Here is a 25973-nt window from a genome sequence, read left to right as displayed (position 1 = left end):
GTTGATCCCCCCGAACCCCCCAAAGCTAAAATCCCCCTCGTCAAAACCCCACCCCCCCGCGCCGCCGTCCGCACCGAAACCACGACCCTCGACATTCGCGGCCAACGGGTGGGCCAAATGGAAACGGCCCTCGAAGCCGCGATTCAACGCGCCCTCAATGCGGGCATCCTCTGGATCATCCACGGCAAAGGCACGGGCAAACTCCGCCAAGGGGTGCAAGATTTCCTCACCCTCCACCCCCAAGTGGAACGCTTTGAACTCGCTCCCCAAAACGAAGGCGGAGCCGGAGTAACGATCGCCTACCTACAATGAAAATATCGAAATGTAGCAATCCTCAAAATCACCAAATACGATGGATGTCGTAACGATCAAAAATCGAATCAAGACTAACGAGCGGTACTTTTTCCAACTGAGATTGAGCAATCAGCAAACGATCAAAGGGATCACGATGATGGAGGGGTAGCGTGAGAAGGTGATTTAAGTGAGCAATAGAAATAGACAAAACATCCATTTCATTAATTTGAAGTTGTTGAGAAATAAACTCATTAAATGGCTGTGGCAAAGTCAGTTTATTAATACTCACTTTAATCGCGATTTCCCATAGACTTGCAATACTAACCCATACATCAGTATTTGATTCAATTAGGTTTCTAGCCGTAGAACTTAATTGAGCATCATCATTGACAAATCATAAAAATGCGTGGGTATCGAGTAGAATTTTCATGATGTATAGGACTGAAAATCGTCCAGAGGGGCATCAAAATCAGCAGCCATCCAGATTTTTCCTTTAGCACTGCCACTTTGGCGACGTTTTTGAGATCTGGGTAACTCTTGGATGATGATTTGAATTTGCTTCCCTTCTAAATCCTGGGGTAAAGGTTCTGTAAGTGTAATGTTACCGTTCGAGTAGACTCCTGTTAGCACAATCATGCTTGACCTCCTTGCCATAGTAGATTGATTCCACTTACTTCAATGTTACAGCCTTTGCCTAAAACGCCAAAGAGGCTCAAGATTTCCTCTCCCTTGACTCCCAAGGGGAACGCTTTGAAATCGCCCCCCAAAACGAAGACGGGGCCGGGGGAGCGATCCATGCAATAAAACTATCCGTCCTAACCCCCGACAACCTCGCCAAATGATCCTCATGGGGAAAGGCGATCGCCCCTCATTCAGCCCATTAAAAAACCCCCCTTGATTTAGGGGGGCAGGGGGATTACTCCCCAATTTTTCCCAACCAAAGGGTTAGCGCTTAAACCCTACTTGGTTTCCGAAAACTCTGCATCAATGACATCATCGCCACCATCGCTAGAGCCGCCGCTGGTGGGGCCATCCTGAGGCCCTTCCGCCCCCGGTGCGCCGGCCGCCCCCGCTGCATCTTGATAAACACTGCTACCGATGCTATAGAGCACCTGTTGCAATTCCGGCATCACGGTTTGAATCTTCTCATCATTCTCCGTTTGCACCGCTTCCCGCAGGTCTTTGATCAAAGCCTCAGCTTTTTCCTTATCAGCCGCAGAGACCTTATCGCCCAACTCGGTGATTTGTTTTTCCGCTTGGTAAACAAGGGAATCGGCTTGGTTCTTGCGATCGATTTTTTCCCGGCGTTCCTTGTCAGCAGTAGCATTGGCTTCCGCTTCCCGTACCATCCGCTCCACTTCCGTATCCGGCAGGGTAGAAGCCCCCGTGATACTGATGGATTGCTCTTTACCCGTCCCCTTATCCTTGGCGGTGACGTTTAAAATCCCGTTGGCATCAATGTCAAACGTAACTTCAATTTGCGGCACACCACGGGCAGCGGGGGGAATCCCATCGAGGCGGAACGTTCCCAAACTCTTGTTATCCTTAGACATTTCCCGTTCCCCTTGGAGAACGTGGATTTCCACATTGGTTTGACCATCAACGGCGGTGGAGAAGACTTCGGATTTTTTCGTGGGGATTGTCGTGTTGCGGGGGATGATTTTGGTCATCACACCGCCGAGGGTTTCCACACCTAAGGAAAGGGGTGTGACATCCAAAAGGAGGATATCCTTCACTTCCCCAGCTAACACACCCCCTTGAATCGCAGCACCCACAGCCACCACTTCATCAGGGTTGACGGTTTGATTGGGGTCTTTACCTAAGACCTTTTTCACCACCTCTTTAATGGCAGGAATCCGGGTCGAACCCCCGACGAGAACGATTTCGTTAATCGCGCTTTTATCCAGCTTGGCATCCCGCACCGCATTTTCCACCGGAATCCGGCAGCGATCGATCAGATCGGCGCAGAGTTCTTCAAATTGCGCACGGGTGAGGGTCATATCCAGGTGTTTGGGGCCGTCCTGGGTGGCGGTGATGAAGGGGAGGTTGATTTCCGCTTGGGTGACGCTGGAAAGCTCGATTTTGGCTTTTTCAGCGGCTTCGGTGAGTCGTTGTAGGGCTTGGCTATCTTTGCGGAGATCGATGCCTTCGGTGTTTTTGAAGGTTTCAGCGAGGTGATCAACGATTTTTTTATCGAAGTCATCCCCCCCTAAATGGGTATCCCCAGAGGTGGACAGCACTTCAAATACACCGTCACCCACTTCTAAAATCGATACGTCAAACGTCCCGCCCCCCAGGTCAAAAACGAGAATCGTTTCGTTGCTCTTTTTGTCCAAGCCGTAGGCGAGGGAGGCGGCGGTGGGTTCGTTGATGATCCGCAGCACTTCCACGCCCGCGATTTTACCCGCGTCTTTGGTGGCTTGGCGTTGGGAGTCGTTAAAATATGCCGGTACGGTAATTACGGCTTGCGTCACGGTTTCGCCGAGGTACTTGCTGGCATCTTCGATCAGTTTGCGGAGGACTTGGGCGGAAATTTCTTCCGGGGCGAATTGTTTATTGAGGGCGGGACAGTCGATTTTGACGTTGCCGTTGCTGTCTTGGAGGACTTTGTAGGAAACTTCGGTGGTTTCGACGTTGACTTCCCCGTGTTTCCGGCCAATGAAGCGTTTGACGGAATAGAAGGTGTTGGTGGGGTTCATGACCCCTTGGCGTTTGGCGATTTGACCGACGAGGCGATCGCCATTTTTGGCATAGGCTACTACCGAGGGGGTCGTTCTGAAGCCTTCAGCGTTGGCAATGACGGTAGGCTTGCCGCCCTCCATCACAGCCACACAGGAGTTTGTCGTGCCGAGGTCAATTCCAACAACTTTTGCCATAACTTTTGATTACTCCGTGGGATCTACTTGATGAGAATGCTGGGAAACCGTCAGCCGGGACTGAGGGGCTTCTACAGATGCTGTCGTTAGTTCTATACTGACGGGGAGAGTCCCTCTCTCGTAAGTCGTATTTTCCGAACACCTCCCCCAACCCCTATGGATATTGCTGCAATTCGTACCGGCACAGTCAAAACCTTGGCCGGGGTTAACCTTGATGATCAAGATCTCGCCAATGCTGTTTTGGAGCGGGTCAACTTGGCCGGGGCAAGTTTGGTGGGGGTGGATCTGTCCCATGCTTGCCTGAAGGGGAGCCGTTTGGATGGGGCGAATTTATTGGGGGCGCAGTTGTTGCAAATTGACGGCCGGGCGAATTTTATCGGGGCGAATTTGATGCAAAGTGATTTCTCCCATGGGGATTTGCGGGGCAGTAATCTTCGGGGCTGTAACCTGATGAGCGCCAAGGGGATTCAAGCGGCCTTAAGTGGGGCGTTTTTGAGTGGGGCGAATTTAACCGGCGTGAATTTTGCCGGGGCGGATTTGCGGGGGGCGGATTTACGGGGGGCGAATTTAAACAGTGCCAACCTGAAAGGGGCGACGCTGGCCCAGGCGGATCTCCAAGGGGCCAACTTGAGTGAGGCCAATTTAGAAGAATGCGATCTGCGGGGGGCGAATTTAGCCGGGGCGAACCTGGCCGGAGCGAATCTCCTCTGTGCGGAGGTGCAAGGGGCAGATTTTACGGGGGCGAATTGCGATCGCGCCTGTTTAATCGGCACAGATTTGGTTGCACCCGTGGCATCAAATCAACGCTAACACCCCATCGGTGAGTTCAAAATTCGCCGTCACATTCTGGACATCATCGAGGCCTTCGAGGGCATCCATCAGTTTAATCAGGGATTTTCCCTGATCCGCATCCTCAATGGCGACGCTGGTGCTGGGAATCCAGCGCCATTCTGCCTCTTTAACGGTGAAATGGGCCTGGAGGGTTTTCGTCAGTGCGTCGAGTTCTGTAATCGTAGTAAACACCTCTGCACCGGGTTCTTCCTCATCGGCAAAAATTTCATAACTTTCCGCCTCTCCTTCCAAAGCCACCTCTAACAAGGTTTCTTCCTCAATCACCCCCGCCAGACAAACCACCCCTTTTTGATCAAACATCCAACTCACACAGCCGGTTTCCCCCAAGTTGCCGCCATTTTTACCAAAGGCGACGCGGAGATCGGCGGCGGTGCGGTTGCGGTTATCGGTGAAGGCTTCGATCAGCACCGCTACCCCACCGGGGCCATAGCCTTCGTAGCGGATCGCTTCGTAGTTGGCGCTGTCGGCTTCGTAGGTTCCTGCACCTTTGGCGATCGCCCGATCAATATTTTCATTGGGAATCCCCGCCGCCTTCGCTTTTTCAATGGCGGTGCGCAGTTGCATATTGCCATCGGGGTCGGGTAAGCCATTGCGGGCCGCCACAATGATCGCCCGTGAGAGTTGGGTAAAGGTTTTGCCTTTTTTGGCATCGACCCGCGCTTTTTGCCGTTTGATGTTGGCCCACTTGCTATGTCCCGCCAAGGATCTCTACTCCTGTTAACCTACTCCCCAGATTTTAACCCGTGAGATCCCCCCTGCCCCCCTAAGCCTCTGCGGGGATGCGCCTTCAGCATCGATGATGAGGATATCATGGGGGGAGGCGGAAGCCCTTGAGGGGAATGTCACTGGGCAGAGCCGTCAGCTAATCTCGTGCCGTGGCTCTGCCGTGGTATGGACAGCGGCTCTGCTGCTGGTCAAGGAGGCGGAGAACTTTCACTATTTTTGAAAAAACCATGCAGCATAAAAATTTATCATTGGTTCTGGAGCAGGTGACTGGGGCATTGGTTGATCATTATCAAGATCGGATTGAATCGATTATTTTATACGGTTCGCAGGCGCGGGGGGATGCTGGAGATTATTCAGATATTGATTTGTTGATTATTTTAAAAACATTGGATCATCCCTATGATGAAATTGATCAGACTACGGATTTGATGAGTCAAGTTTGTTTAGATTATGATGTTGTTATTTCTTGGTATTTTATTTCTTTGGAGCGATTCAATGCTCAGGATTCTCCTTTTATGTTCAATGTTAAAAAAGAAGGAATTGTTTATAAACCATTAACACTATTGCCATGAAATCCAAGTCTCAAAGTTTGATCTTTAAGGCACAGGAGACTTATCAAGCGGCTCAAGTTTTAGCGGAACAAGGGTTTTATGGTTTTGCTGCATCACGGGCTTATTATGGGATGTTTTACATTGCAGAAGCTTTTCTGTGGGAGCAGAATTTGGCTTTTTCAAGTCATGGGGCAGTGATTGCGGCGTTTGGTAGGGATTTAGCGAAAAAGGGGATTGTTCCGTTGGAGTTTCATCGTTTCTTGATTAATGCACAAAGTAAACGGGCGATCGCAGATTATGGGGTTGATGATGAAGTCAAAATCAGGGCAACAGATGCTGAGATTTTATTGAACCATTGTGAACAATTTATTCTTTTTGCAACCCAAAATTTATAATCCTCATTAACCATGGACATTCATCCCGACTAGAGAAGCCAGAAACCGGGTTTCTTGCATGACCTCGTTGTTCCACTCCAACCTCACAGAAACCCGGTTTCTGATCCCGGCGATTATGGGAACGGATGCCCCAAAACTTCAGCAGCGGTTAAATTGAATTCTGGAAAGTTGGGAGATGGGAGGCGGTCATTTTGGCTAAATGTGCCGACTTCTTGATAGAAACTATTCTGCAATTCTAGAATCAAAATTCTTTGGGTTTGAGGATCAACAATCCAGTATTCAGGAATGCCACAATCCTGATATTGCTGTCTTTTGGCAATATAATCGCGATGGCGTTGAATATCTCCGGGACTGACAATTTCAACCACCAACAAAGGGGGGAGCATATCGAGGCGGAGGGTATTGCGGCGGGTGAGTTGTTGAATATGTTCTTCGCGAATAATGGTTAAATCAGGATAGCGGTTTCTCGGTTCGCCGCGTACTTCTAATTCGAGTCCCTGGCCTCGGACGCGATCTGTACCAACAAGGGAGGCGAAGATAAAGAGGAGGCGGGTTGCAATTTGGACATTGAAGCCGGATTCTGGTGGCATTGCAATCAGTTCTCCATTGAACAGTTCATGAAGTTGCTCAGAATCATGCTCATATTCTAGGTATTCTTCAAAGGTATCAAACCGAGGTTTGGTGATTAACATAGGGAAGATTTTACCTGGTGGCAGATTGGCGATCGCCACTCATAAATTCACCGATAGTATAACCCGATTTTCCCCAGCCCACCAGAAACCGAGTTTTCTTTCTAATCTTGTGCCGTGGTGCGGGCATTGGGCGGCTATGCCGCCGGGTAGGGAAGCAGAGCCTCCGGAGCGGTGCGACTTGGCAGAGCCAAGTTACGAGGGACAACCCTACCAAGTGGGATCGGCGGCTAAGAGGCTTTCAATCCCAGCAGATTCTAAGGGTTTGGCAAACAAATAACCCTGACCATAATCACAGCCCAAATCTCGAAGCATCTTCAATTGATCCGGCGTTTCAATGCCTTCGGCTACCACCGCTAAATTGAGTTGATGACCTAATTCGATCATCGTTTGAATGATTTTGCTGTTTTCTGGTTCTAGGTTGAGATTGTGAACAAAAGAGCGGTCAATTTTGAGCGTATCGAGGGGTAAATTACTCAGACGACCCAAAGAAGAATAACCCGTGCCAAAATCATCTAAACTCAGCTTCACCCCCAAACCCGACAATTGATCTAAAAGCGCGATCGCCTCGTTCCCATTGGTCATTAAACTACTTTCGGTAATTTCCAATTTTAACGAATCCGGCGATAAACCCGTAGCGGTTAAAATACTTTGCACCTGAGCGACAACTTCGGGCCGTAATAATTGAATGGGCGACAGATTCACCGTCATGATTAAGGGTACATAATCCGGAAACAACATCTGCCAAGCCCGCAATTGATAACAGGCTTTATACAATACCCATCGCCCCAACAAACTAATTAACCCCGTTTCCTCTGCCAAAGGAATAAACTCTAACGGCGAAAGACGGCCACGGGTGGGATGTTGCCACCGCACTAGGGCTTCAAAACCAATAATATGCCCGTTATTGAGGTTAATAATCGGCTGATAATTGAGGTAAAACCCCTGATAAAGCAGATCCTGATCCCCCACCCGTTGATTGGTTTGTTCGAGGCAATGGCGCAAATCGAGTTCCAATTGCCAAAGGGCGATCGCCCCTTGGTGAAGTTGCAAATTAAACACCCCGTAATGGCGTTTACCTTGGATCCGGGCTTGATACATCGCCGTTTCTCCATGGTGAAGTAGGGTGTCTCCTTCCGGTGGAGATTCCCAAGAGAGGGCAATACCAATGCTGATATCGCAATACACCACAGGGGTATTTTGCTTTAATAAATAAGCCTGGCGGAGGGTTTGATCAAATTGATGGGCATAGTGGAGGGCGGTGGCGCGATCGCCACAGGTAATCAAGAGGGCAAACTCATCGGCCCCCACCCGGGCTAAATGGCTCGCCTCCGGAATCGTCGCCATCAATTGCTGTAAACGCTGGGCAATGGCTATCAAAAGCGCATCCCCAATTTGATGCCCTTGGTGGGTGTTAATTGTATTGAAGCGATCGAGGTCAAAAAAGAAGAGGGCAAAGGGCGCAGGGGGGCCAGGGTTGAGGATGGGGGTCAAGCTTTGTAAAAATGAGGTACGGTTCGGCAACCCCGTGATCGGGTCGTAGCGGCTCTGCTCGGTGAGGTAATGGGTAAAGCGACTTTCGTGATAAAAAATACTCAGCACGGTTGTTAACAGCGCAATCAGCAAAGCGGGAACGACTGGTAATAAAATCCCTTGGTGTAGCGCCCCCACAGCAAGGATCACCACCGTTCCCATCACGGTGATGCCGCCCGTAACTTGCCAACGAATGGGCCGGGTGGCGATCGCCCGACTTAACAACAACGCCATCCCCCCATAGAGCAGCCATTGCCACCCCCAAGGGTTAGCAACCCAAGCCGTCAGGTAATTGTCCTGCAAAAGATTACTCAGCATTGCGCCATGGAGATAGACCCCATGGGTAGGTTGGTTGAAAGGGTAGGGGGTGCGCACCGGATCTAACCCCGCTGCTGTTGTCCCCACAATGACAATTTTGCCCATCAACGCCGCCGGATCTACCTCCCCCGCTAACACCGCCGCTAAGGAATAGGTGGTCATTTCCCGTCCTGCCCAGTTAATCCATACAGGTTCTGTGGGATTGAGGGAAGGAGTGAGGGGAGAGGAGTGAGGAGTGAGGGGGCGATCGCGTTCTTTTCCGGTCTGTGCTCCCCATTGCAAGGCCAGGGCATAGCTGAGACTGGGGATATTTTGGCTCATTAAACTGCCTTGGCGGGTGATGCCTTGGTATTCGATGAATTTGGCAATGTGACCGAGGGCGATCGCCCCTTCCTGTAAAACCGGCGGCGGCTCCACAAACTCGCCGCGATTATTCCAAGCCGCCCCAATCACCACCGGCACACCTTGCTGCATCGCTGCCGCCAAAGCTTGATCCTCAGGGGTTTCCCGCTCGAAGAGAATATCAAACCCCACTAAACGCACATCCGCCGCCACCAGGCGATCCAACAACGCCACATAGGGCTGTCGTGACCAGTTCGCAGCATTGAGCAAATCCATACTTGCTTCATCAATGCCCACCACCACCACCCGCTCATCCCAAGCCTCCTCCCCCCGCAGATGAAACAGGATCACATAGGCCAACCCTTCCAAGGGTTCAATCGCCCCCAACCATTGCCCCCCCATAACGGCAAATGTGGCCAGGATTCCACTCAGGAATGCTGGCCAAATTCGTGATGCCCGTGGGTGGTGCTGTTCCATACCTTCAGAATAGGGGCAATTGAAACGTGGGAAGTGGGAAGTGGGAAGTAGGGAGTGGGAAGTGGGGAGTGGGGAGTTAGAACTAAAACTTTCATCTATTCCCCGTTCCCTGTCCTCTGTCCCCCATTCCCCACCCTCTATCATCTCTTCTCCTTCATCGCATTCCTGCGTTAATCGGCACAATCTCCCCCCACGACTACATCCCGAATCCGTAAACTGGGGCCACCACAGCCCACGGCCAAGCCATTTTGTCCCCCTTTACCACAGCCTCCGGATTCATCCCAGCCAAAATCATCACCGATGGCCTCAATGCTCGCGAGGGTTTTAAACACATTGCCCGATAGGGTGACATCGCGCACGGGTTCAGCTTTTTTGCCGTTGCGAATCATCCAAGCTTCGCCAGCGGTGAAGGTAAACATTTCGCCGTTAGTCATTCCCCCTAACCAGTTGGCGGCATAGACCCCCAGCTTAATGCCATCACAGAGGGATGCAACGGGGGTATTGCCCCGCTCGATCCAGGTGTTGGTCATGCGCACTAGGGGGGGATAGTGGTAGTTAAGGCAGCGGGCATTGCCGGTGGGGGTTTCTCCGAGATGGCCGGCAGTTTCGCGGGAATGGAGCCGGCCCACTAATCGCCCCGATTGAATCAGTGCGGTGGTGGTGGCGGGGGTTCCTTCGTCATCGTAGCAGTAACTGCCGCGATGGCCAGGGGGGGCGGCCCCATCAAAGATGTGTAATTCTTCGGGGCCAAAGCGTTTGCCAAATTCCATCACGGCTAAAAGATCAGGATTTTCGTAGGCCATATCGGCTTCGGAGAGGTGGCCGAAGGCTTCATGGACAAAGAGGCCGGTGAGAATCGGGTCAATGACGACGGTGTAGCGATCGCCCTGTACGGGGGGCAGATTTAACGCCTGGGCGGCCCGTTTCCCCGCTGCCATCACTGCCCCATCCAACTGCAATAAATCCCCATACCCTTGGCGGGAGCCGCTGGTTTCTCGCCCGGTTTGGACGCGATCGCCCTGTCGCGCTGTGGCGGCAAAGCGCATTTCTAAATCTGTCCAGGTTTGATCAATGAGCGTTCCTTCGGAGGTGGCGAGGAGGGTCTGTTGGGTGCTGTCGCTGTAGCGGACGGTGGTGCTGACGATGTGGGGATCGGCTTGGTGGAGGAGGTCGGCGTAGCGATCGCAGAGATATTTTTTTTCACGCAGAGATATTTCTCGCGGATTCCCTTGGGGGAGGGGGAGAATCACTATATCCTGAATCGGTGCAACGGGGGCCAGGCTGGCCTGGGTCAACCCGCCCACCTGTTGCGCGGCGGCGATCGCCTGCTCAATTTGCGCCTCTAGTTGATCCAACTGGTTAAAACTGGCAAACCCCCAACCGCCGCGATAATAGGCCCGCACCTGTCCCCCCAGGGAAATCGCCTCGCTGAGGGTATCCACCCGCTGGGATTCCAAAACGATTTGGGTACTTTGGGAGGTTTCGAGGCGAATGGCGAGGAAATCGGTGCGATCGCCATAGCGAGCCACTCCTTCCGTCACCCGGTTTTGCACATCACTCCAATTCACCATGCCATCCCCTCGTGAATATAAACCTACTATCTTAAGCTAAACCAAAGGAGAGGGCATGGCCCCGCACCTGATCATGAATGACCCCCCGCTCATAGGCAATCTGCCCGCCCACAATCGTATATTGGGGCCAGCCGGTGAGTTCCCAACCCTCAAAGGGGTTCCAACCACATTTAGACACCACCTCTTCCCGCCGTAACGGTGCAGAATGCTCCAGATCCACCAACACCAGATCCGCATCATAGCCGGGGGCGATTTTGCCCTTATTGGGGATTTGATAGGCCGCAGCAACGGCGGTGGACATCCAATGGGAAACTTGGGCGACGGTACAGCGGCCCTGTTGGGCTTGGGTGAGCATCACCGCTAAAGAGGTTTCCACCCCCGGCATCCCAGAGGGGGAATGGGGGTAGGGTTTCGCCTTTTCCTCTAGGGTGTGGGGGGCGTGGTCGGTGGCGATGAAATCAATGACACCATCGAGGAGGGCCTGCCAGAGGACTTCGTTATTTTGGGGCGATCGCAACGGCGGATTCATCTGAGCTAGTGTGCCAATTTTGGCATAATCTCCCGTATTCATCACCAAATGCTGAGGGGTAACTTCCGCCGTCACCCAGGGGGATTTAGCGGTGCGGAGATATTCCGCTTCAATGCCGGTGGAGAGGTGGAGAATATGCAGGCGGCGTTGATATTTATCCGCCAGTTTAATCGCCAATTTTGTCGCATTGAGGGCGGCGGTTTCGTCTTGAATTTCGGAATGAATGGCCACATCCTGGCGACCCTTGAACAGTTCCCGACGCTCCAGAATCCGCCCTTGATCCTCAGCATGAACAGCAATGAGGCGATCGCCCTTAGCAAAAATCGGCTCAATCTGTTCCTCTTGGCTCACCAATAACGCCCCATGGGCCGATCCCATAAAAATCTTAATCCCACAACTGGGGGAAGCGGTGCGCAAATCATCGAGGTTTTCCGGTGTGGCTCCCATGAAAAAGCCATAATTCACCAAGCATTTTTCACTAGCCCGGCGCAATTTATCATCTAAAGCGGCTTGAGTCGTCGTCAGGGGTTTGGTGTTGGGCATTTCCAGAAAGGAAGTCACACCTCCCCGCGCACAGGCCCGGCTGGCGGTGTGCAAGTCCTCTTTATGCTCTAACCCCGGTTCGCGGAAATGGACTTGGGGGTCAATCACACCGGGCAGGAGCGTCAGGCCGGTGGCATCAATGTGGGGGCCATCCCCATCAATATGGGGCGCAACTTGGGCAATTTTGCCCTGCTCAATGGCGAGATCGCCGGTCAACCATTCCCCATCGGGGCAAAGGATGCGGGCATGGCGAATCAGGAGGTCGGGGGTAGAAACCATGGCTTAAGGGAAAATGGGTTTTGGGCCATGATAATGCTTAGGATGACCCCATTGGCTGAGGAGGGAGGGCGAAAAATTTTTCGCCCCTACGGATTCAACGAATGTTCATTGTTGGTTTCGATAGAGGTTGGCTATAATTGGCTTTAAATCATCAATGAGAAAGATTTATGCTGAATATACAACTTGATCAAGAAACAGAAGCCTATTTGGTAGAGATTTTGTTCAGAGAAAAAACAACCAGTGATGAATTAATTAAGCACTTGCTTAAAGAACGCTGGTCGAGTTTACAGCCCCGCCAAACAATTGTCGAAAGACTGGGTGGACATCCTGAACATTTGTTGGAGGATGCACCGCCTAATTTATCAGAACGTGCCAATCGCAAAAAGGCAATTGCTGAGTATTTGGAAAAGAAACACCCTCAACACAATTTGCAATGACCTACTATCCTATCATTCTTGTCGATAGCGGAATTTTAGTTGCTTACTATAGTAATCAAGATCCCTATCATCAACAGGTGCGGATCTTTTTTGAAAGATGTACCAGTAATCTCTTGACTACTACTGCTTGTATCACTGAAGTTATGTGGCTTTTAAGTGATAATTGGCAAACACAAAATTTATTTTTACAGGCAGTTGCTAAGGGGGTTTTTAAAGCCATTGCACTAATGCCTGACGACTTTTCACGGATTGCTAAACTGAATCAGAAATATGCAGATCTGCCTGGAGACTTTGCTGATTTATCTTTGATTGCTATTTCTGAACGGCTGAATATTCCGGCTATTGCAACATTAGACAGCGATTTTGATGTTTATCGGCGTTATCAAAGACAACCTTTTGAACGGGCCTTTATTCCTGAAATCTGAAGTGGTGTAGGGGCGAAAAATATTTCGCCCCTCCATTGACTAAACCACCGTTGCGTAGGGGTTGGTGAGTTGATCCAACTGCTTCACCAATAGGCTCAGGAATAAGCCCACATCGGTGACAACGCCTACAGATTCGATGGAGCCGCGATCGCTCAATTTCGTCACCACCGCCGGGTTAATATCCACACAAACCATCTTCACGCCTGCGGGGGTCATATTCCCCACTCCGATGGAATGGAGCATGGTGGAGAGCATCAGGATCATATCCGCCCCTTCCAAGAGCCGGGCATATTCCGATTGCGCCTTGAGCAAATCCATTTCCGTATCCGGCAAGGGGCCATCATCGCGAATCGAACCGGCTAAACAGAACGGCACATCATGTTTAACGCATTCATACATAATCCCCCGTTGCAGTTCCCCGGATTCGACAAATTGGGTGATGGAACCATGACGGCGCACGGTGTTGATAATCTTCAAATGGTGACGGTGGCCCCCATGGACGGGAACCCCCTGCTTCATATCCACCCCTAAGGATGTCCCCATCATTGCCTGCTCCATATCGTGGACGGCGATCGCATTCCCCCCTAACAACGCTTGCACATATCCTTCACGGATCAACCGGGCTAGGTGTTGACTGCCGCCGGTATGGATCACCACCGGCCCCGCCGTCACGACAACCTTGCCCCCCTGATCGCGGATGTGGCGCAGTTCCCAGGCGATTTGCTCCACGACCAATTCCACACGCCGCTCACTGGAGACCCCAGACCCCATAAAGCTGAACTCTTCGGCCCGGGTTTGTTTCGTCCGTTCATCCACCTTGCGCACCGTGCGCAGCCCTTGGGCCCCAACGACCACCTTTTCCTCGGTGGTTAAATCCCGCAACAATTTGCAGCGAGCCACCGGCCCATCAGGGGTATTGAGGACGGCGATCGCCCCATCCATGCGTTGATCCTGCACCCGCACCCATTGACCCTGAATCCGGACTTCCGTGGGGTAAATCGTCGTGACATAGAAATCATCGGGGCCGACACCAGCTAATAATACCGGCTCTAACACCGCATCTCGCTCTTCCGTCGGGCGATCCACCGCCCCCAGTTCGATCAAGTCGGTCATGATGTCTTCCATGACCTGATGATCGGGAGCGGATACCCGCACATCTGCCATGGAGGTACTTTGCCGCTCTACGCCGAGGTTAAAGTTGAGGACTTTGAAGCTGCCCCCCCGCTCAACAACGAGATCTAAGGCACGGTTCAAAATCCCCGCATCGAGTAAATGCCCCTGCATTTGGATCGTGCGGGTTTGCACCGTGACCCGGGCGTGAACATCCGCTAACACCGGCTCGGTGGTGCGGAGGGTGAGGCATTTAGCCGCCCCCCCCGCTTTGAGGAATTCCGTTAAGGGGGTTTCAATGACGGTAAAGCCCACATCTGCCAAGCGCTGTTTTAGCCCTGCGCTGGCATTATTCATGATCACAATTTCGTTAATGTTGACCGCATTACAGGCGAAATTCACCGCATCGGCTTCGGCGATCGCAATCCGTTTTTCCGCCGGAACCCGCCGCTCAATCAAATGATTGGAATAGGCATCAAAGGCGGGGGGATAGTAGAGAAGATAGCCGCCTTTGAGAGGACAGAAGCAGGTATCGAGGTGATAGAAGCGGTTATCAACTAAGCGCAGGGAGAGCACTTCCGTATCTAACCACTTGGCAATCATCGGGTGGGAATCCAATTCAGTGCGGAACCCATAGCCCGCCCAGAGCCAACGGCCTTCGCGGTCAAAGAGGGCATCCCCGGCCCCCTCAAAGGGCAAATCCGAAGGCAATTCGTAAACCGTATAGCCATTGGCTTCAAACCAGGCTTTGAAATAGGGTTCTTCCCCTTGGCGTTCGGGGTGGAGGAAGCGGCTGAGAACGACATTTTGCCCCAAAACGAGGCCCGCATTGGCGGTAAACACCATATCCGGCCAACCTTTTTCCGGAGCAACGAGATCCACAATGGCATGATCTTTAATCACATGGTGGAGTTTATGCCATTGTTCAGCGGCGCGATCGCGGGAGGATTTATGAATATTCCCCTCCATCCAGGGGTTAATCACATAGTCCACATCGTAGTGGTCAGGGGCGCACATCAAAAAGCGGATTGCATCAGTCATAATAGTTCAGAACAAAGGGGTGGGTACACCCAGCAGTCACGGTAAAAGTTAAAATTTACAGTCCCACGGGCAAGCCTGTTGTAAGTTTCTTTACACAGAAATAACTCCAGCAAACCCAAAACCGGGATGCTGACGTTGAGCCTGCTGTCCAAAGAACAAGATCGTAGCAACAGGGCAACTTTCAATTATAGGTTTTTTTGGCCCTTCGTAGGGGTGCGATCGTTACGCCCCCACATTCCCACAGGAGATAGATAGAGATCAACCCTGTTGTAGAGTGCTGTGAGGTGAAACCGTAACGCCCCGTTCCCTAAACTGATCAGTATCAGTAATGGCTTGAGGAATGTGAACATCCATATACAAAGCGATCGCCACTTACAGCAGCCCTCTCGCTTTCATTCTGGTGTAAAAAGGTGATCTAGTGCCTGGGGTGATGCTAGCTTGCACCTGCTCCCATTCTTGGGTGATTTCCTGATCGATTTCTTCCTGATGATCAAAATAGTAGCCCATTGCTGCATGAGCTTCGGCTGGTTTTAAATAAAGGTGCTGTCGGCATATTTCCTCCACAGACCAACCATAGGCGAGATAATCCATCACAATTTGCGCGACCCGAACACGGGGGAATCGCTGTAATCGTGCCGGTTGATCGTCTTGCTTCTCAATATGTGGGTAACTTAGGGCTAACATATTGCTTCATTGTTATGGGGGAGCGGACTGAAGTCCGCACTACAAACTTATCCTGATGATTCTGCAAGGGGCGGATGCGATCCGCCCCTACATGATCGCTTAAGCCGTCACCAATTCCGGTGCATTGGCGGGACGCTTGCTGTTGCGTACCCCTTCGATGGCCGTGGCATAGTCAGGAGCCTTAAACACCGCAGAACCAGCCACGATCGCATTGGCCCCCGCTTCCAACACCTGCCAAGTATTATTGGGCTTCAAACCGCCATCCACTTCAATCCAAGGATCTAAACCCCGCTCATCACACATTTGGCGCAGTTGGCGAATTTTGGGCAACACGCCGGGGATAAAGCTTTGGCCGCCAAAACCGGGGTTAACACTCATGATCAACACCAAATCACACAACTCTAAAACGTATTCAATCAACGCCAAGGGTGTAGAGGGGTTCAGCACCACGCCGGCCTGTTTGCCCAGTTCGCGGATTTGGCCGAGGGTACGGTGGAGGTGGGGGGAAGCATTGTGTTCGGCATGGACGGAGATAATATCAGCCCCGGCTTTGGCGAAATCGGCCACATATTTTTCCGGTTCGACAATCATCAAATGGACATCTAAGGGTTTTTGAGTGTGGGGGCGCACCGCTTCCACAATCAGGGGGCCAATGGTGATGTTCGGCACAAAGCGGCCATCCATCACATCCACATGAATCCAATCCGCGCCCGCCGCATCAACGGCACGAATTTCTTCCCCCAGCCGGCCAAAGTCCGCAGAAAGGATTGAGGGGGCGACGACGGTGTGCTTTTGGGTCATGGTGTGGCTCTCCGGAAATTATGGAATTCTTTGGTATCTAGATTAACAAAATTTAACGATTTTTCATAATTAATTCTGATTTCGCCCTCACCCTAAATCCCGCTCCCAGGGTGAGTCATTGTGTAAAAATAAGTCCTAAAACCCTTGCCTAGTCTCTATTTCAGCAATTAGCAAAATCATCAATAAATCTAGCTTCTTGAACCCCCCCTTTTTAAGGGGGGGCAGGGGGGGATCACGCTCCGCCGCAGTCTGCATGATCCCCCCGGCTGCGCCGACCCCCTTAATAAGGGGGTTTAAATGCTCACCCCAGCAGCGCACCCATGGCCTAAATCTAAAATGCGATGGGCCATGGCTAATTTACTTCCGGCTGGGAGGGGAATTTGTTGCGTTGCGGTTAACCAGATCCCCCGATTGGTATCACTACCAAATCCCGCACCGGGTTGATCAATGGGATTGGCAACGATCGCCCCCAATCCCTTTCGCTCCAACTTCCCCAAGGCCGGCGGGATAATCTCCCCGGTTTGGGCCGCAAACCCGATCAGTTTTTGGTGGGGTTGTTTCCGTTGGCTAAGGGTGGCGATTAAATCCGGTACTGGCTCCAGGGGGAGAGCTTGGGGCAATTCTGCCTTAGCTAACTTGTGGGGGGCTGTTGTGGTGGGGCGCACATCGGCAACGGCGGCGGCCATGAGCAGCCAATCAGCATCGGGAAAGTGGCGATCGAGTTCTGTTGCTAATTCCCTGGCGGTGGTGATGGGGATCAGGGTTAGTTTTTCGGTTTGGGGGAAAGCAGGGGTAAAACTTAAAGGGCCATGGATCAGCGTCACCGTTGCACCTCTGGCCAAAGCAGCTTGGGCCAAAGCAATACCCATTTTTCCCGTCGAGGGATTGCCAATGAATCGCACCGGATCGAGAAATTCCCGCGTACTCCCGGCGGTAATTAATAAATGTTTCCCCACCAGATCCCGCTTGCCTCCCGTAATGGCGAGGGATTCGATCGCAATTTCTAGGGCCTCCGGTTCCGCCATCCGTCCGGGGCCAAGGCGATCGCAAGCTAACAACCCCACCCCCGTAGCTAACCCGTGGTAACGGGGATCGGCTTGCACCTGTTGCCAATTCCGTTGCACACTCACCTGTTCCCACATCTCCGTATTCATGGCGGGAGCCAGCAGGACGGGGCAACGGGAGGCGAGGATCGTATTCGTGAGTAAATTATCCGCTAATCCATGGGCCAACTTCGCCAACGTATGGGCCGTTAACGGCGCAATCAAAATCAGATCCGCCCATTCCCCCAATTCAATATGCAAGGGCCGTCCCTGATCCCCCTGCCAAAAATCCCCATCGGTATAGGCGCGGTGGCGGCTGAGGGTGGCGACAGTGAGGGGGGTGATGAATGCTTGAGCCGCGTCGGTGAGGAGGACGCGCACGGCAATCCCTGCCTTACCCAAACTGGAAATGAGGCTACAAACTTTATAGGCGGCGATACCGCCGCCTACTGCAATGAGGATGTGGCTATCCGCCAATGCCGTCATGGTTGGTTAACCTTCGTCGAACGCTTCAATATCCAGGAGATAGAGATAGGGTTCCACGAGATCGGCATTGTGGAAGGCGATCGCCCGCAAAAAATGCCAGTCCTTCAAAGCCGCGAAGGGAGTCGGATAATCATCCTGCTCCAAACGCAAGGCCAAGGCGGCCACATCTTCCGCTGTCACTTCGGACAGATCATCGGTCATCGAGACAGTTGCAGTCGTCATAACGAACCTCCCTAGAGGGGACTCCTCTAGCTAACCCCATCCCCATCTTAGGCAGGGTCAATCAGAAAAGTCAAAGCGACTGTTAAGCTGGCTTAATCTTCTCCCCCTAGAATTTGCGGCACTCGGAAGAAATCCCCCTCTGGAGCGGGGGCTTCTTGGAGCATGGCCTCACGATCTACGGTGGGTTGCAATTCATCGGCCCGTAGGACGTTGCTCAGTTCAATGGCGCGGGTGGTGGGGGCTACGCCTTCGGTATCGAGGCCGCTGAGTTGCTCGAAGTAGTCGAGGATGCTGCCCAGTTGGGTGGTGAAGGCAATTTCTTCCTCTGGGGTGAGGTTGAGGCGGGCGAGGTGGGCGACTTTTTGAACTTCGGCGCGATCGAGGTGGGACATAGTTGGGTTAGGAATGGGTGGAATGTTGGGAGGATCCCCCTCAGTCCCCCTTAACAAGGGGGAAGTAGAATGTTGGGAGGATCCCCCTCAGTCCCCCTTAACAAGGGGGAAGTAGATTGTTGGGAGGATCCCCCTCAGTCCCCCTTTAAAAGGGGGAAGTTGAGATTAGAAAAAGACATCCATTTCGGAGCGGCCGGTGGTTTTCAGCCAGTTTTGGGCTTCGATGTAGTTGTTGGGGGCGATGCGGATCGCTTGTTTCCAATATTCAGCGGCGCGATCGTAAAGAGCTTCTGCTTCGTCACCATTGCCCGCTTCCCGGGCCTGCTCCCCTTGGTAGTGGTAGATCACCGCGACGTTATTCAACGCTTGGGGCATTTGGGCGTTAAGGGCGATCGCCTCGTGGTAATACTTTAAAGCCTCTTCGTGTTCGCCGTTACTGGTGTGGATCAGGGCAATGTTGTAGAGGATATAGCTGCGATCGCCCGCTTCATCCTCCAAGCTCAGGGCCTCATGGTAGTTCTCCAGGGCTTCGGCATATTCCCCATCGGCTTGGGCGGACATCCCATCGCGGTAATAGGCAAAGGCTTCTTTGGATTTCTGATTCGTGGGCAGGATCTTGAGGATCAGATCTGCCATGACGGTAAAGCTTTTATCAATAAAATTATCGTTGCGTTGGGTGCGTGGCATAGGATTGGTTTAATTATCAGCGAATGAGAATTTGCTTTTTTCGTCTCCCCATTGTACCGATCCCCCGGTCGCTCTGGCCAAGAGGGGAAATTTTCGATGGGTAGATGGGGAAATTTCTGATGGGTGGTTGGGGAAATTTTCGATGGGTAGATGAGGAAATTTTCGATGGGCGTGGGGCGAAAAATAATGGGTGTGGGGGCGAAAAATTTTTCGCCCCTACTGCATTCGGTCAATGGTTCGATATTGAATCGCCTCTGCTAAATGCTGGCCTTGAATCCGAGCCGCTCCCGCCAGATCAGCGATGGTGCGCGAAACCTTGAGGATGCGATCCATGGCCCGGGCCGATAACCCTAACTTGCGGATCGCCCCTTCTAATAAATTGCGGCTGGCATCATCGAGGGCGCAATGCTCCCGGAGATGGCGGCTTTGCATTTCGGCGTTGCCTTGAATTTGTGGCTCATGACGAAAGCGATCGCCCGCTATTTGTCGCGCCCGAAAGACGCGATCGCGAATGGCCGCCGAAGGCTCCCCTTGGCTTTGGGCGATCATTTCCTCCGGTTTGAGGCGATTCACTGCCACCTGTAGATCAATGCGATCCATTAACGGGCCGGATAATTTCGCCCAATAGCGTTCCCGCTGTACGGGGGAACAGGTACAGGCTTGGAGGCGATCGCCATAATACCCGCAGGGGCAAGGGTTCGTACTGGCAATGAGGGTGAATTGTGCGGGGAATTCCACTGATTGCCGGGTGCGGGAAATTGTCACCTGGCCATCTTCGAGGGGTTGGCGTAAAAATTCTAAAACATTGCGCTTGAACTCGGTTAACTCGTCGAGAAAGAGGATCCCCCGATGGGCGAGGGAAATCTCCCCCGGTCGGGGAATACTGCCGCCCCCCACTAAAGAAGGCCCTGAGGCGGAATGGTGGGGACTGCGAAAGGGGCGATCGCGGATCAGCGTTCCCCTTTCTTTGAGTAATCCCGCCACGGAATGAATCCGAGACACTTCTAGGGCCTCCGGGAAACTCAAGGGGGGCAAAATCCCCGGCAACCGTCGCGCCAGCATCGTTTTGCCACTGCCCGGCGGCCCGACAAAAATCAAGTTATGGCCCCCAGCAGCGGCAATTTCCAAAGCTCGGCGGGCATGGTTTTGGCCCTTCACTTCCTTTAAGTCAGGAACCCCGATCCAGGGTTCCCCTTCGAGAATGTCGCGGTTAAAGGCGATGGGTTGATGGGTTTGGGGGCGATCGAGGAAATCGGCAATTTCTCGCAAATGGGTGAAGCCATAGACCTCAATGCCCTCCACCACCGCAGCCTCCTGGGCATTATCCAGGGGCAACACCAACCCCCGCATTCCCAATTCCTTGGCCGCCGCCGCAATGGGCAACACCCCCGCCACCGGCCGCAGGCTGCCATCCAGGGATAATTCACCAATAAAAATAAAGTCCCCCAAAAGTTGGGGGTTGGCCTGTTCTGAGGCGGCGAGGATGCCAATACTAATGGGCAGATCAAAACTGGGGCCTTCTTTGCGTAGATCCGCCGGAGTGAGGTTGATCAAAATCTTGCGCATCGGGAAGGCAAAGCCGGAGTTTTTCAAGGCGGCATTGACCCGTTCGCGGGATTCCTGCACGGCGGTATCGGGCAACCCCACCAAAACGGTTTTGGGCAGCCCCCCAGAAACATCAACTTCAACCCCCACCTGCACTGCATCAATGCCGACAACGGTTGCGCTCCAAACTCTGGCTAGCATGGTTTTCTTGTGCGCGTCGCTACGAGAGCAATTCTAGTCGATTTGTCCGGGCCGATGGGTGAGGGCAAAAGATTTTTTGCCCCTACGCAAAAATGAGGTGAAAGATTTTTTGCGCCTCGCCTACAAACGGGATGGTTAGGGATGGGGGCGGTGGGACTTGAACCCACACGAGGGATTAATCTCAACGGATTTTAAGTCCGCAGCGTCTACCATTCCGCCACGCCCCCCTGATTCACAGATTTTTAGTGTAGCAGTAAAAGGCAGAGAAGAGATGATTTTGGGGGCCAAGAAAATTTTATCAGCGGTCGTTTGGCCAGAATTGCAGGGGATTGTTTATGATGGGTTTAGAATTCACTGCGGCGTTGGTGACTGCCAATATAGTTTTTTTGATCTATGCTTGAGTTACGTGGGAGTTATAATCGCTGGCGTGGCAGTAGACCGAGCATTGCACTCGGAAACTTAAAACGCGAAGCCCCAATTCCCCCCTGGGTTTCCCAGGTCAAAAGCTGAGGTAAGACGGCGCAGCGGTGAATCTTTGAAAAAGTCCTCCCATGGGGGACTTTTTCCCATGGCATTAAAAGGGCAGAAGGGCGAAAAATTTTTCGCCCCTACTTCCCAGGGCGAAAGATTTTTCGCCCCTACTCCCTACTTCCTACCCATGACTCCCGAAACCCACTTCCTCACTCCTGAAGAATCTGCCCAAGTCGATGCCGCGCTCCTTTCCAGCCCGGAAAAATTTCTCACCCGTTTAACCATTTCCTCCCTACGCCTACTCACAAAAATTGCGGCTGATGAAGGGGTTGCCATTGCTGACCTCACCCCCGAACAGATCATCGCTTGGTTTGAACGGGATAGTAAAAACCGCCGCGAGCAAGGGATTGACGCGGCGGTATTGAAATGGTGATTTTGCCTTGAGTTAGAACCGGAAACGAGTCCGGATCGTTGCGGCAAAAATATCCTTGTTGGTTTTGGTGTGGCCAGGGTCAGGGAGCCAAATCACCCCAGGGGTGATCTCAATGCGATCGCTCACCGCAAAGCGATAGAAGCCCTCAATGTGGTAGCCCACATTGGGATCAACCGTTGCTAGGGGGGAACTGGTGAGGCGGGGCTGTTGCCCCACGACGAACCCTAAGAGGTTTCCTTCCCCGCCGATATCCTCTACTCCTAAAACCAGGGCATAGTTCCAAATATCGGTGCGGCCTAAATTGGCAACCTTGCCATCGGTCAAACCGCCCCAACCCCCGACAAACAGGTTCTCACGGGGGCGGAACAGGACTTCTGCACCGAAGTTATTTGCCGTCACCGAAGCGCCACTGATCATCAGGTTGCTGGCAATGCTGCCGGTGTTGTGGTTTAAGCCACCCCTGGGGTTGTAGCTGTTGATGTATTGGATGGCCACCCCGAGATTATCGGTGGTGTATTTCACCTGACCCCCCAAAGCATAGGAGCCATTGAATAGACCCCCTAGTGAGGGATTTTGACCTTCTCCGGCGGTATAACCCACAGCTAGCTCTAGCTCATCGGTGACTTTGTAGCTTGCGCCAAAACCTTGGCGTTGGCCGCCCACCCGCAGAATCGGGTTGTATTGACCAAACCGGGAGATTGAACCGCCCCCGCTGGAGTTTAAGGGGTTGAGGGGCATTAATAACTCATCCATCCCCGCACCATGGGCGAAGATTTGAGCCATGCCCTTATCCTCGTCTCCAAAGGGAAAGCGATAGGCCAGGTCATCAATTTGAATGTCGTTGTTATTGTCCGTCGCGAAACCGTAGCGGGCTTCATTGGTGATGCTATTAATGCCGGGCCAAGAGGTGACATTGCCCGCTTGGAGACGAGTGCGGAGGCGATCGCGCCCCGTAAACGAAGTATCTAAATTCAACCGCACCCGGTCTTGAAACACCACATCATTTTCAATGGTGGGCGCTCCCGTGGTGCGGGTGTAGGATTGCGGGAGCAGCGCATTAATGGCAAAGATCGCTTCCCCATCCAGTTTGGTGGTGGTGGAAAATTGCTGATCTTCAAGGATCGCAACCCGACCATCCAGGGCATCCACACGGGTGCTGATCGTTGCTAATTCCCCTTCAAATTCTTGAACGAGCCGTTGGAGAATTTCCAAGTCTGCCCGACTGGCGAGGGTAGCGGTGGTTTCAGCAATGATCCGCTCGATCTGTTGGACACAGGCATTTAAGCCAGCGGCAAATTCATAACGGGTCAAATCCCGATTGCCTCGGAATGTGCCGTCGGGATAGCCTCGGATACAGTCATAGCGACGGACTAAATCATCCAGGGCGGTATAGGCCCAATCCGTGGGGATAACATCCCGAAATTGGGAGGCACTGCTCACCCCTTGGCCTAAGTTGGGGTTACTCTCGTTGGTGTATTGGTTAATTTGATCTAAGAGTTCATGAACGTTGGTCTGGGCGATCGCCTCAGACCCCGTTTCTAACTCCTCTAAATCACGGCTGAAGGTTTGAGCCATCGGGATCGCCCCTCTGGGCCCTTCAACTTCAGCGGCAAACTGATCAAGGGCCATGGGGTTAACCATCAATTGCGGCGTTGATGTTGCGGCTACTGGCTCTAGGGGGATGGGCTGCGCTTCCGGTTCTGGGGAAGGGAGGGGATCGCCCGCAATTTCAGGGGTGAGATCGGCGGCGGTGGGCGATCGCCCCTCACTGCTTTCTGCCAAGGGAATCAGCACCGATTCCGTCAAAGAATCGCCATCGATCTCAGCCGGTGCAACCTCTTGAGCCGGTGCGAGGATGGGGCTTGCCCCTGCGGTGGTGGTGGTAATCTCCAAAGGTGCAGCCGCTTCGGGTAAAACGACTGGCTCCGTCACCGTCAAAGGATCACCGGCTACGGTGGGTAGGGCCATCGGCTCCAATGCTGCCGGAGTTGCGGTGATCATCTCCGGTTCTGCCGTGGCGATTTCCTCTAGCTCTGGGAGCGCAGCCGGTTCTGGTGCAACTTCAGGAATAGCAACGGGTTCCGGTGCAGTAACGGGTTCTGCAATGGCCACCGGCTCCGGAATCACCACGGGTTCCGGTGCGAGTACCGGCTCGAAGGCGACGGGTTCCGGGACGGCAACGGGAACCGGCGGCTCCCGCAGATCTAATTCTGGGTTAGGTTCCGGAGGAGCGGGGGCCTGCCAGTTTGTGGTTTCAATCGTTGCGGTCTCGGTGGTTTCCAACGGATCCACCGCAGCAGGCGGGGCAGCCGATGCCCCTTGAGGGGTCATTAATGAGGCCGCTAGCACAAACGGAGCCGTTTGGAGAAGATGACCTGCTAATTTTGACATGTGCTCACACCAATTTGAGGACGGAAGATTTGAAGCAAAATCCCTTGCTCGGTTCACGATCGCGCCGTTTTACCGGAGGCAAGACTGAAGTTAGGTTAACATAACCCTAAAGTTTGATCGCTGAAGATTTTCCAACCGTTCTGTCGCTGCTTGAGGACTACCATGGGACGCAAAGCCAAACGCAAAAAACAACGCCACGAGATCCCTGAGCCTGCCGCTGACAATCCTGCCCAATTTGTGCGGCAATTTGAACATCGGGGCTATCGGTTCGAGGAGATTGAGCGATCGCCCTCTCTCCCCAGCCGAGAACGCCCCCCAGATGTTTAATCTTCTGACTCGCCATCCCCCACCTTGGGGACAATATCGGGCCGCTCCCGCCCTTCCCAACCGGCGGGCCGCTTGGAGTTGTACCAAGCGATCGAACCGATGCTCACAGCGGCGATGAAACCCACCACATAAACGGCGGTGAAGGCCATGGGCAACGCCCCTAACACCGCTGTCATCCCGAAACTAGAGTGAATCATGTGCATTTGCGAAAAAACTTAGAGCCATCTTAACAAAACGTGATGGATTCGGGTTTAAGGGCTGGCCCCCGGTAGATATTTCTGCACCACTGCCCAACCGCTTAGGGAGACGGCGATGAAGCCCACCAGGAGGAGGCTATTGATCGTGATGTGGAGCGATCGCCCCTGGGGTAAGCGATAGAGATTTAACCCCGTTGCCGCCGAAGCCAGCACCAAGAGAACCACGCCAGCGCCGGCCCCCAAATGCCAGGAATGGCCCAATGTGCCGTAATAGCCCAGGGTTCCCACGATCCCCACCGTGAGCAGGAGTAGCACTAAAGCGACCAAGGTAAACCCCAGGGTTAGATGTAGGGGCCGTAACCAGGGGGGGCGCGATCGCCCCTCACCTCGCCCTCGCCACATTCCCCAGCCGGTCAACCCCAAAACCCCGTAGGCCGTTAGCGATAGCCCCATCGACCAAGCCGCAATCCGCCACAACCACAAAAACGAGGGTAGATCCATCTGCTGCTCCGATTGATGCTGTTGTCCTTAAGCTTAAGGGATGGATGCCCCCAAACAGAAGACTGACCCCCATGGGGGATCAGTCCGTAGAAAAAATTGATATTATGGCCATCTTTAAGCACTAAACCGCAATGGGTTCACCGTTATTCTGGCTGATTTTATGAGGAATTGTTGCCGTTGCCTCTACCTTGGGGGATAGGGTTGATTCGGGTTCCGGTTCTTGTTCTTCCACCTGCAATTTCTGGCAAGAAATGGTATCGGAAAGAATTGCACTGGCCATCATTCCGGTATGGATTTCTAGCAAGGCATTGGGAACGGCTTCAAACACAAGCCGCTGGCCGGGAAAGACAACCCGTTCAAAATACCAGTTGGCAATGTTGGTAATGCGAGCGATTTGAATTTGGCTAGTGGCATTGACATAGCAACACAGCATAGGGGTGTCTGCGTTACCGGGAATAGGATCAAACACTTGAGCCATAAGATTAAGGCCCTCTACTATAGAGATTTACTATGGATTACACAACAAACTTAACACTCTCGCGGGTCAAGTTGTTGTAAAGGGGACTACCAATGTTCAAATTGGCAGGGGGCTGGGGATGGGGCG

Annotated in this window: 27 protein-coding genes, 1 tRNA gene, 1 other RNA gene and 1 pseudogene; 9 read left to right on the top strand and 21 right to left on the bottom strand. The window is 52.8% G+C overall.

Annotation, left to right across the window (positions count from 1 at the left end):
- Positions 1 to 312 (top strand): Smr/MutS family protein (locus VB712_RS08775; protein WP_323254181.1); only part of this gene is annotated, 312 nt, incomplete at its 5' end.
- 28 nt (positions 313 to 340) lie between these two features.
- On the opposite strand, the pseudogene VB712_RS08770 reads toward VB712_RS08775, so the two are convergent.
- From VB712_RS08770 to dnaK, 3 genes and pseudogenes are all read right to left on the bottom strand, one after another.
- Positions 341 to 667, bottom strand: a pseudogene (locus VB712_RS08770) (type II toxin-antitoxin system VapC family toxin); the annotation flags it as partial.
- Positions 668 to 720: 53 nt separating this feature from the next.
- Positions 721 to 930, bottom strand: a complete 210-nt coding sequence (locus VB712_RS08765) for a DUF2281 domain-containing protein (RefSeq protein WP_323254180.1) — start codon at positions 928 to 930, stop codon at positions 721 to 723.
- A 323-nt stretch (positions 931 to 1253) separates the two neighbouring features.
- Positions 1254 to 3170 (bottom strand): molecular chaperone DnaK, encoded by a 1917-nt coding sequence (dnaK, locus tag VB712_RS08760; RefSeq protein ID WP_323254179.1) that lies wholly within the window; start codon positions 3168 to 3170, stop codon positions 1254 to 1256.
- A gap of 156 nt (positions 3171 to 3326) precedes the next feature.
- Between dnaK and VB712_RS08755 the strand changes: the two genes are divergently transcribed.
- Entirely contained in the window at positions 3327 to 3980 is a 654-nt protein-coding gene (locus VB712_RS08755) for a pentapeptide repeat-containing protein (protein WP_323254178.1), read from the top strand.
- On the opposite strand, the gene VB712_RS08750 is transcribed toward VB712_RS08755, so the two are convergent.
- Positions 3966 to 4724, bottom strand: a complete 759-nt coding sequence (locus VB712_RS08750; protein WP_323254177.1) for a YebC/PmpR family DNA-binding transcriptional regulator — start codon at positions 4722 to 4724, stop codon at positions 3966 to 3968. The two genes, VB712_RS08755 and VB712_RS08750, sit on opposite strands and share 15 nt — an antisense overlap.
- A 251-nt stretch (positions 4725 to 4975) precedes the next feature.
- On the opposite strand from VB712_RS08750, the gene VB712_RS08745 reads away from it, so the two are divergent.
- Together VB712_RS08745 and VB712_RS08740 are read left to right on the top strand one after the other, a co-directional pair.
- Positions 4976 to 5320: a nucleotidyltransferase domain-containing protein gene (locus VB712_RS08745; protein WP_323254176.1), complete on the top strand. Its 345-nt coding sequence runs from the start codon at positions 4976 to 4978 to the stop codon at positions 5318 to 5320.
- On the top strand, positions 5317 to 5694 hold the full coding sequence (locus tag VB712_RS08740) for a HEPN domain-containing protein (RefSeq protein WP_323254175.1): 378 nt from the start codon (positions 5317 to 5319) through the stop codon (positions 5692 to 5694). The genes VB712_RS08745 and VB712_RS08740 overlap by 4 nt, the downstream gene beginning before the upstream one ends.
- Before the next feature lie 113 nt (positions 5695 to 5807).
- Here the strand turns inward: VB712_RS08740 and VB712_RS08735 are convergent, their stop codons facing one another.
- From VB712_RS08735 to VB712_RS08720, 4 genes are all read right to left on the bottom strand, one after another.
- The gene (locus VB712_RS08735; RefSeq protein ID WP_323254174.1) at positions 5808 to 6386 is read right to left on the bottom strand and encodes a Uma2 family endonuclease; all 579 of its coding nucleotides are present in this window, start codon (positions 6384 to 6386) and stop codon (positions 5808 to 5810) included.
- A 207-nt stretch (positions 6387 to 6593) separates the two neighbouring features.
- Positions 6594 to 9053, bottom strand: coding sequence for an EAL domain-containing protein (locus VB712_RS08730; protein ID WP_323254173.1), 2460 nt, complete (start codon positions 9051 to 9053; stop codon positions 6594 to 6596).
- A 170-nt stretch (positions 9054 to 9223) separates the two neighbouring features.
- The gene (locus tag VB712_RS08725) at positions 9224 to 10624 is read right to left on the bottom strand and encodes a TldD/PmbA family protein (RefSeq protein WP_323254172.1); all 1401 of its coding nucleotides are present in this window, start codon (positions 10622 to 10624) and stop codon (positions 9224 to 9226) included.
- 31 nt (positions 10625 to 10655) lie between these two features.
- Entirely contained in the window at positions 10656 to 11975 is a 1320-nt protein-coding gene (locus tag VB712_RS08720; protein ID WP_323254171.1) for a dihydroorotase, read from the bottom strand.
- A 167-nt stretch (positions 11976 to 12142) separates the two neighbouring features.
- Between VB712_RS08720 and VB712_RS08715 the strand changes: the two genes are divergently transcribed.
- Together VB712_RS08715 and VB712_RS08710 are read left to right on the top strand one after the other, a co-directional pair.
- Positions 12143 to 12412, top strand: coding sequence for a hypothetical protein (locus tag VB712_RS08715; RefSeq protein WP_323254170.1), 270 nt, complete (start codon positions 12143 to 12145; stop codon positions 12410 to 12412).
- Positions 12409 to 12837, top strand: coding sequence for a type II toxin-antitoxin system VapC family toxin (locus VB712_RS08710; protein ID WP_323254169.1), 429 nt, complete (start codon positions 12409 to 12411; stop codon positions 12835 to 12837). Before VB712_RS08715 ends, VB712_RS08710 begins: the two co-directional genes overlap by 4 nt.
- Positions 12838 to 12876: 39 nt before the next feature.
- Here VB712_RS08710 and VB712_RS08705 read toward each other — a convergent pair whose 3' ends face one another.
- The 9 genes from VB712_RS08705 to VB712_RS08665 form a co-directional block, all read right to left on the bottom strand.
- Positions 12877 to 14988, bottom strand: coding sequence for a TIGR00300 family protein (locus tag VB712_RS08705; protein ID WP_323254168.1), 2112 nt, complete (start codon positions 14986 to 14988; stop codon positions 12877 to 12879).
- 372 nt (positions 14989 to 15360) lie between these two features.
- Positions 15361 to 15672, bottom strand: a complete 312-nt coding sequence (locus VB712_RS08700; protein ID WP_323254167.1) for a DUF433 domain-containing protein — start codon at positions 15670 to 15672, stop codon at positions 15361 to 15363.
- Positions 15673 to 15771: 99 nt separating this feature from the next.
- The gene (gene rpe, locus VB712_RS08695; protein WP_323254166.1) at positions 15772 to 16473 is read right to left on the bottom strand and encodes a ribulose-phosphate 3-epimerase; all 702 of its coding nucleotides are present in this window, start codon (positions 16471 to 16473) and stop codon (positions 15772 to 15774) included.
- A 293-nt stretch (positions 16474 to 16766) separates the two neighbouring features.
- Positions 16767 to 18002, bottom strand: a complete 1236-nt coding sequence (gene coaBC, locus VB712_RS08690) for a bifunctional phosphopantothenoylcysteine decarboxylase/phosphopantothenate--cysteine ligase CoaBC (protein ID WP_323254165.1) — start codon at positions 18000 to 18002, stop codon at positions 16767 to 16769.
- A 6-nt stretch (positions 18003 to 18008) separates the two neighbouring features.
- Positions 18009 to 18224 carry a DUF2555 domain-containing protein gene (locus VB712_RS08685; protein WP_323254164.1) on the bottom strand — a complete coding sequence of 72 codons (216 nt, stop codon included), beginning with the start codon at positions 18222 to 18224 and terminating at the stop codon, positions 18009 to 18011.
- A gap of 92 nt (positions 18225 to 18316) precedes the next feature.
- Complete coding sequence (gene gatC, locus VB712_RS08680; protein ID WP_323254163.1) at positions 18317 to 18616, bottom strand: Asp-tRNA(Asn)/Glu-tRNA(Gln) amidotransferase subunit GatC; 300 nt, start codon at positions 18614 to 18616, stop codon at positions 18317 to 18319.
- A 165-nt stretch (positions 18617 to 18781) separates the two neighbouring features.
- Positions 18782 to 19303, bottom strand: coding sequence for a photosystem I assembly protein Ycf3 (locus tag VB712_RS08675; protein ID WP_323254162.1), 522 nt, complete (start codon positions 19301 to 19303; stop codon positions 18782 to 18784).
- A 216-nt stretch (positions 19304 to 19519) separates the two neighbouring features.
- Positions 19520 to 21049: a YifB family Mg chelatase-like AAA ATPase gene (locus VB712_RS08670; RefSeq protein WP_323254161.1), complete on the bottom strand. Its 1530-nt coding sequence runs from the start codon at positions 21047 to 21049 to the stop codon at positions 19520 to 19522.
- 142 nt (positions 21050 to 21191) lie between these two features.
- Positions 21192 to 21276: transfer RNA gene (locus tag VB712_RS08665), tRNA-Leu, on the bottom strand.
- Positions 21277 to 21397: 121 nt separating this feature from the next.
- On the opposite strand from VB712_RS08665, the gene ssrS reads away from it, so the two are divergent.
- Positions 21398 to 21584, top strand: a non-coding RNA gene (gene ssrS / locus VB712_RS08660) — 6S RNA.
- A 123-nt stretch (positions 21585 to 21707) separates the two neighbouring features.
- The gene (locus tag VB712_RS08655) at positions 21708 to 21953 is read left to right on the top strand and encodes a hypothetical protein (protein ID WP_323254160.1); all 246 of its coding nucleotides are present in this window, start codon (positions 21708 to 21710) and stop codon (positions 21951 to 21953) included.
- 12 nt (positions 21954 to 21965) lie between these two features.
- Here the strand turns inward: VB712_RS08655 and VB712_RS08650 are convergent, their stop codons facing one another.
- Complete coding sequence (locus tag VB712_RS08650) at positions 21966 to 24344, bottom strand: iron uptake porin (protein WP_323254158.1); 2379 nt, start codon at positions 24342 to 24344, stop codon at positions 21966 to 21968.
- A gap of 162 nt (positions 24345 to 24506) precedes the next feature.
- Here VB712_RS08650 and VB712_RS08645 point away from each other — a divergent pair, with 162 nt between their 5' ends.
- Positions 24507 to 24671 carry a hypothetical protein gene (locus tag VB712_RS08645; RefSeq protein ID WP_323254156.1) on the top strand — a complete coding sequence of 55 codons (165 nt, stop codon included), beginning with the start codon at positions 24507 to 24509 and terminating at the stop codon, positions 24669 to 24671.
- Here the strand turns inward: VB712_RS08645 and psb35 are convergent.
- The 3 genes from psb35 to VB712_RS08630 all read right to left on the bottom strand — a co-directional run bounded on the left by psb35 (position 24668) and on the right by VB712_RS08630 (position 25847).
- Entirely contained in the window at positions 24668 to 24868 is a 201-nt protein-coding gene (psb35, locus tag VB712_RS08640; RefSeq protein ID WP_323254154.1) for a photosystem II assembly protein Psb35, read from the bottom strand. The genes VB712_RS08645 and psb35 overlap by 4 nt on opposite strands.
- A 54-nt stretch (positions 24869 to 24922) precedes the next feature.
- Complete coding sequence (locus VB712_RS08635) at positions 24923 to 25369, bottom strand: DUF4079 domain-containing protein (RefSeq protein WP_323254152.1); 447 nt, start codon at positions 25367 to 25369, stop codon at positions 24923 to 24925.
- A gap of 121 nt (positions 25370 to 25490) precedes the next feature.
- Complete coding sequence (locus VB712_RS08630; protein WP_323254150.1) at positions 25491 to 25847, bottom strand: DUF1830 domain-containing protein; 357 nt, start codon at positions 25845 to 25847, stop codon at positions 25491 to 25493.
- Positions 25848 to 25973: the final 126 nt, after the last annotated feature.

Origin of the sequence: Spirulina sp. CCNP1310 (genome assembly GCF_034932185.1) — a bacterium.
Taxonomy (GTDB): Bacteria; Cyanobacteriota; Cyanobacteriia; order Cyanobacteriales; family Spirulinaceae; genus Spirulina.
Note: the sequence above shows the minus strand (reverse complement) of the source record. Positions and strands in the feature narration are given on the sequence as shown.

Excerpts from the sequence above, each read along its gene's own strand:
- VB712_RS08765 (WP_323254180.1), bottom strand. The coding sequence starts at position 930 with ATGATTGTGCTAACAGGAGTCTACTCGAACGGTAACATTACACTTACA.
- dnaK (WP_323254179.1), bottom strand. The coding sequence starts at position 3,170 with ATGGCAAAAGTTGTTGGAATTGACCTCGGCACGACAAACTCCTGTGTG.
- VB712_RS08755 (WP_323254178.1), top strand. The coding sequence starts at position 3,327 with ATGGATATTGCTGCAATTCGTACCGGCACAGTCAAAACCTTGGCCGGG.
- VB712_RS08745 (WP_323254176.1), top strand. The coding sequence starts at position 4,976 with ATGCAGCATAAAAATTTATCATTGGTTCTGGAGCAGGTGACTGGGGCA.
- VB712_RS08740 (WP_323254175.1), top strand. The coding sequence starts at position 5,317 with ATGAAATCCAAGTCTCAAAGTTTGATCTTTAAGGCACAGGAGACTTAT.
- VB712_RS08735 (WP_323254174.1), bottom strand. The coding sequence starts at position 6,386 with ATGTTAATCACCAAACCTCGGTTTGATACCTTTGAAGAATACCTAGAA.
- VB712_RS08730 (WP_323254173.1), bottom strand. The coding sequence starts at position 9,053 with ATGGAACAGCACCACCCACGGGCATCACGAATTTGGCCAGCATTCCTG.
- VB712_RS08725 (WP_323254172.1), bottom strand. The coding sequence starts at position 10,624 with ATGGTGAATTGGAGTGATGTGCAAAACCGGGTGACGGAAGGAGTGGCT.
- VB712_RS08720 (WP_323254171.1), bottom strand. The coding sequence starts at position 11,975 with ATGGTTTCTACCCCCGACCTCCTGATTCGCCATGCCCGCATCCTTTGC.
- VB712_RS08715 (WP_323254170.1), top strand. The coding sequence starts at position 12,143 with ATGCTGAATATACAACTTGATCAAGAAACAGAAGCCTATTTGGTAGAG.
- VB712_RS08710 (WP_323254169.1), top strand. The coding sequence starts at position 12,409 with ATGACCTACTATCCTATCATTCTTGTCGATAGCGGAATTTTAGTTGCT.
- VB712_RS08705 (WP_323254168.1), bottom strand. The coding sequence starts at position 14,988 with ATGACTGATGCAATCCGCTTTTTGATGTGCGCCCCTGACCACTACGAT.
- VB712_RS08700 (WP_323254167.1), bottom strand. The coding sequence starts at position 15,672 with ATGTTAGCCCTAAGTTACCCACATATTGAGAAGCAAGACGATCAACCG.
- rpe (WP_323254166.1), bottom strand. The coding sequence starts at position 16,473 with ATGACCCAAAAGCACACCGTCGTCGCCCCCTCAATCCTTTCTGCGGAC.
- coaBC (WP_323254165.1), bottom strand. The coding sequence starts at position 18,002 with ATGACGGCATTGGCGGATAGCCACATCCTCATTGCAGTAGGCGGCGGT.
- VB712_RS08685 (WP_323254164.1), bottom strand. The coding sequence starts at position 18,224 with ATGACGACTGCAACTGTCTCGATGACCGATGATCTGTCCGAAGTGACA.
- gatC (WP_323254163.1), bottom strand. The coding sequence starts at position 18,616 with ATGTCCCACCTCGATCGCGCCGAAGTTCAAAAAGTCGCCCACCTCGCC.
- VB712_RS08675 (WP_323254162.1), bottom strand. The coding sequence starts at position 19,303 with ATGCCACGCACCCAACGCAACGATAATTTTATTGATAAAAGCTTTACC.
- VB712_RS08670 (WP_323254161.1), bottom strand. The coding sequence starts at position 21,049 with ATGCTAGCCAGAGTTTGGAGCGCAACCGTTGTCGGCATTGATGCAGTG.
- VB712_RS08655 (WP_323254160.1), top strand. The coding sequence starts at position 21,708 with ATGACTCCCGAAACCCACTTCCTCACTCCTGAAGAATCTGCCCAAGTC.
- VB712_RS08650 (WP_323254158.1), bottom strand. The coding sequence starts at position 24,344 with ATGTCAAAATTAGCAGGTCATCTTCTCCAAACGGCTCCGTTTGTGCTA.
- VB712_RS08645 (WP_323254156.1), top strand. The coding sequence starts at position 24,507 with ATGGGACGCAAAGCCAAACGCAAAAAACAACGCCACGAGATCCCTGAG.
- psb35 (WP_323254154.1), bottom strand. The coding sequence starts at position 24,868 with ATGATTCACTCTAGTTTCGGGATGACAGCGGTGTTAGGGGCGTTGCCC.
- VB712_RS08635 (WP_323254152.1), bottom strand. The coding sequence starts at position 25,369 with ATGGATCTACCCTCGTTTTTGTGGTTGTGGCGGATTGCGGCTTGGTCG.
- VB712_RS08630 (WP_323254150.1), bottom strand. The coding sequence starts at position 25,847 with ATGGCTCAAGTGTTTGATCCTATTCCCGGTAACGCAGACACCCCTATG.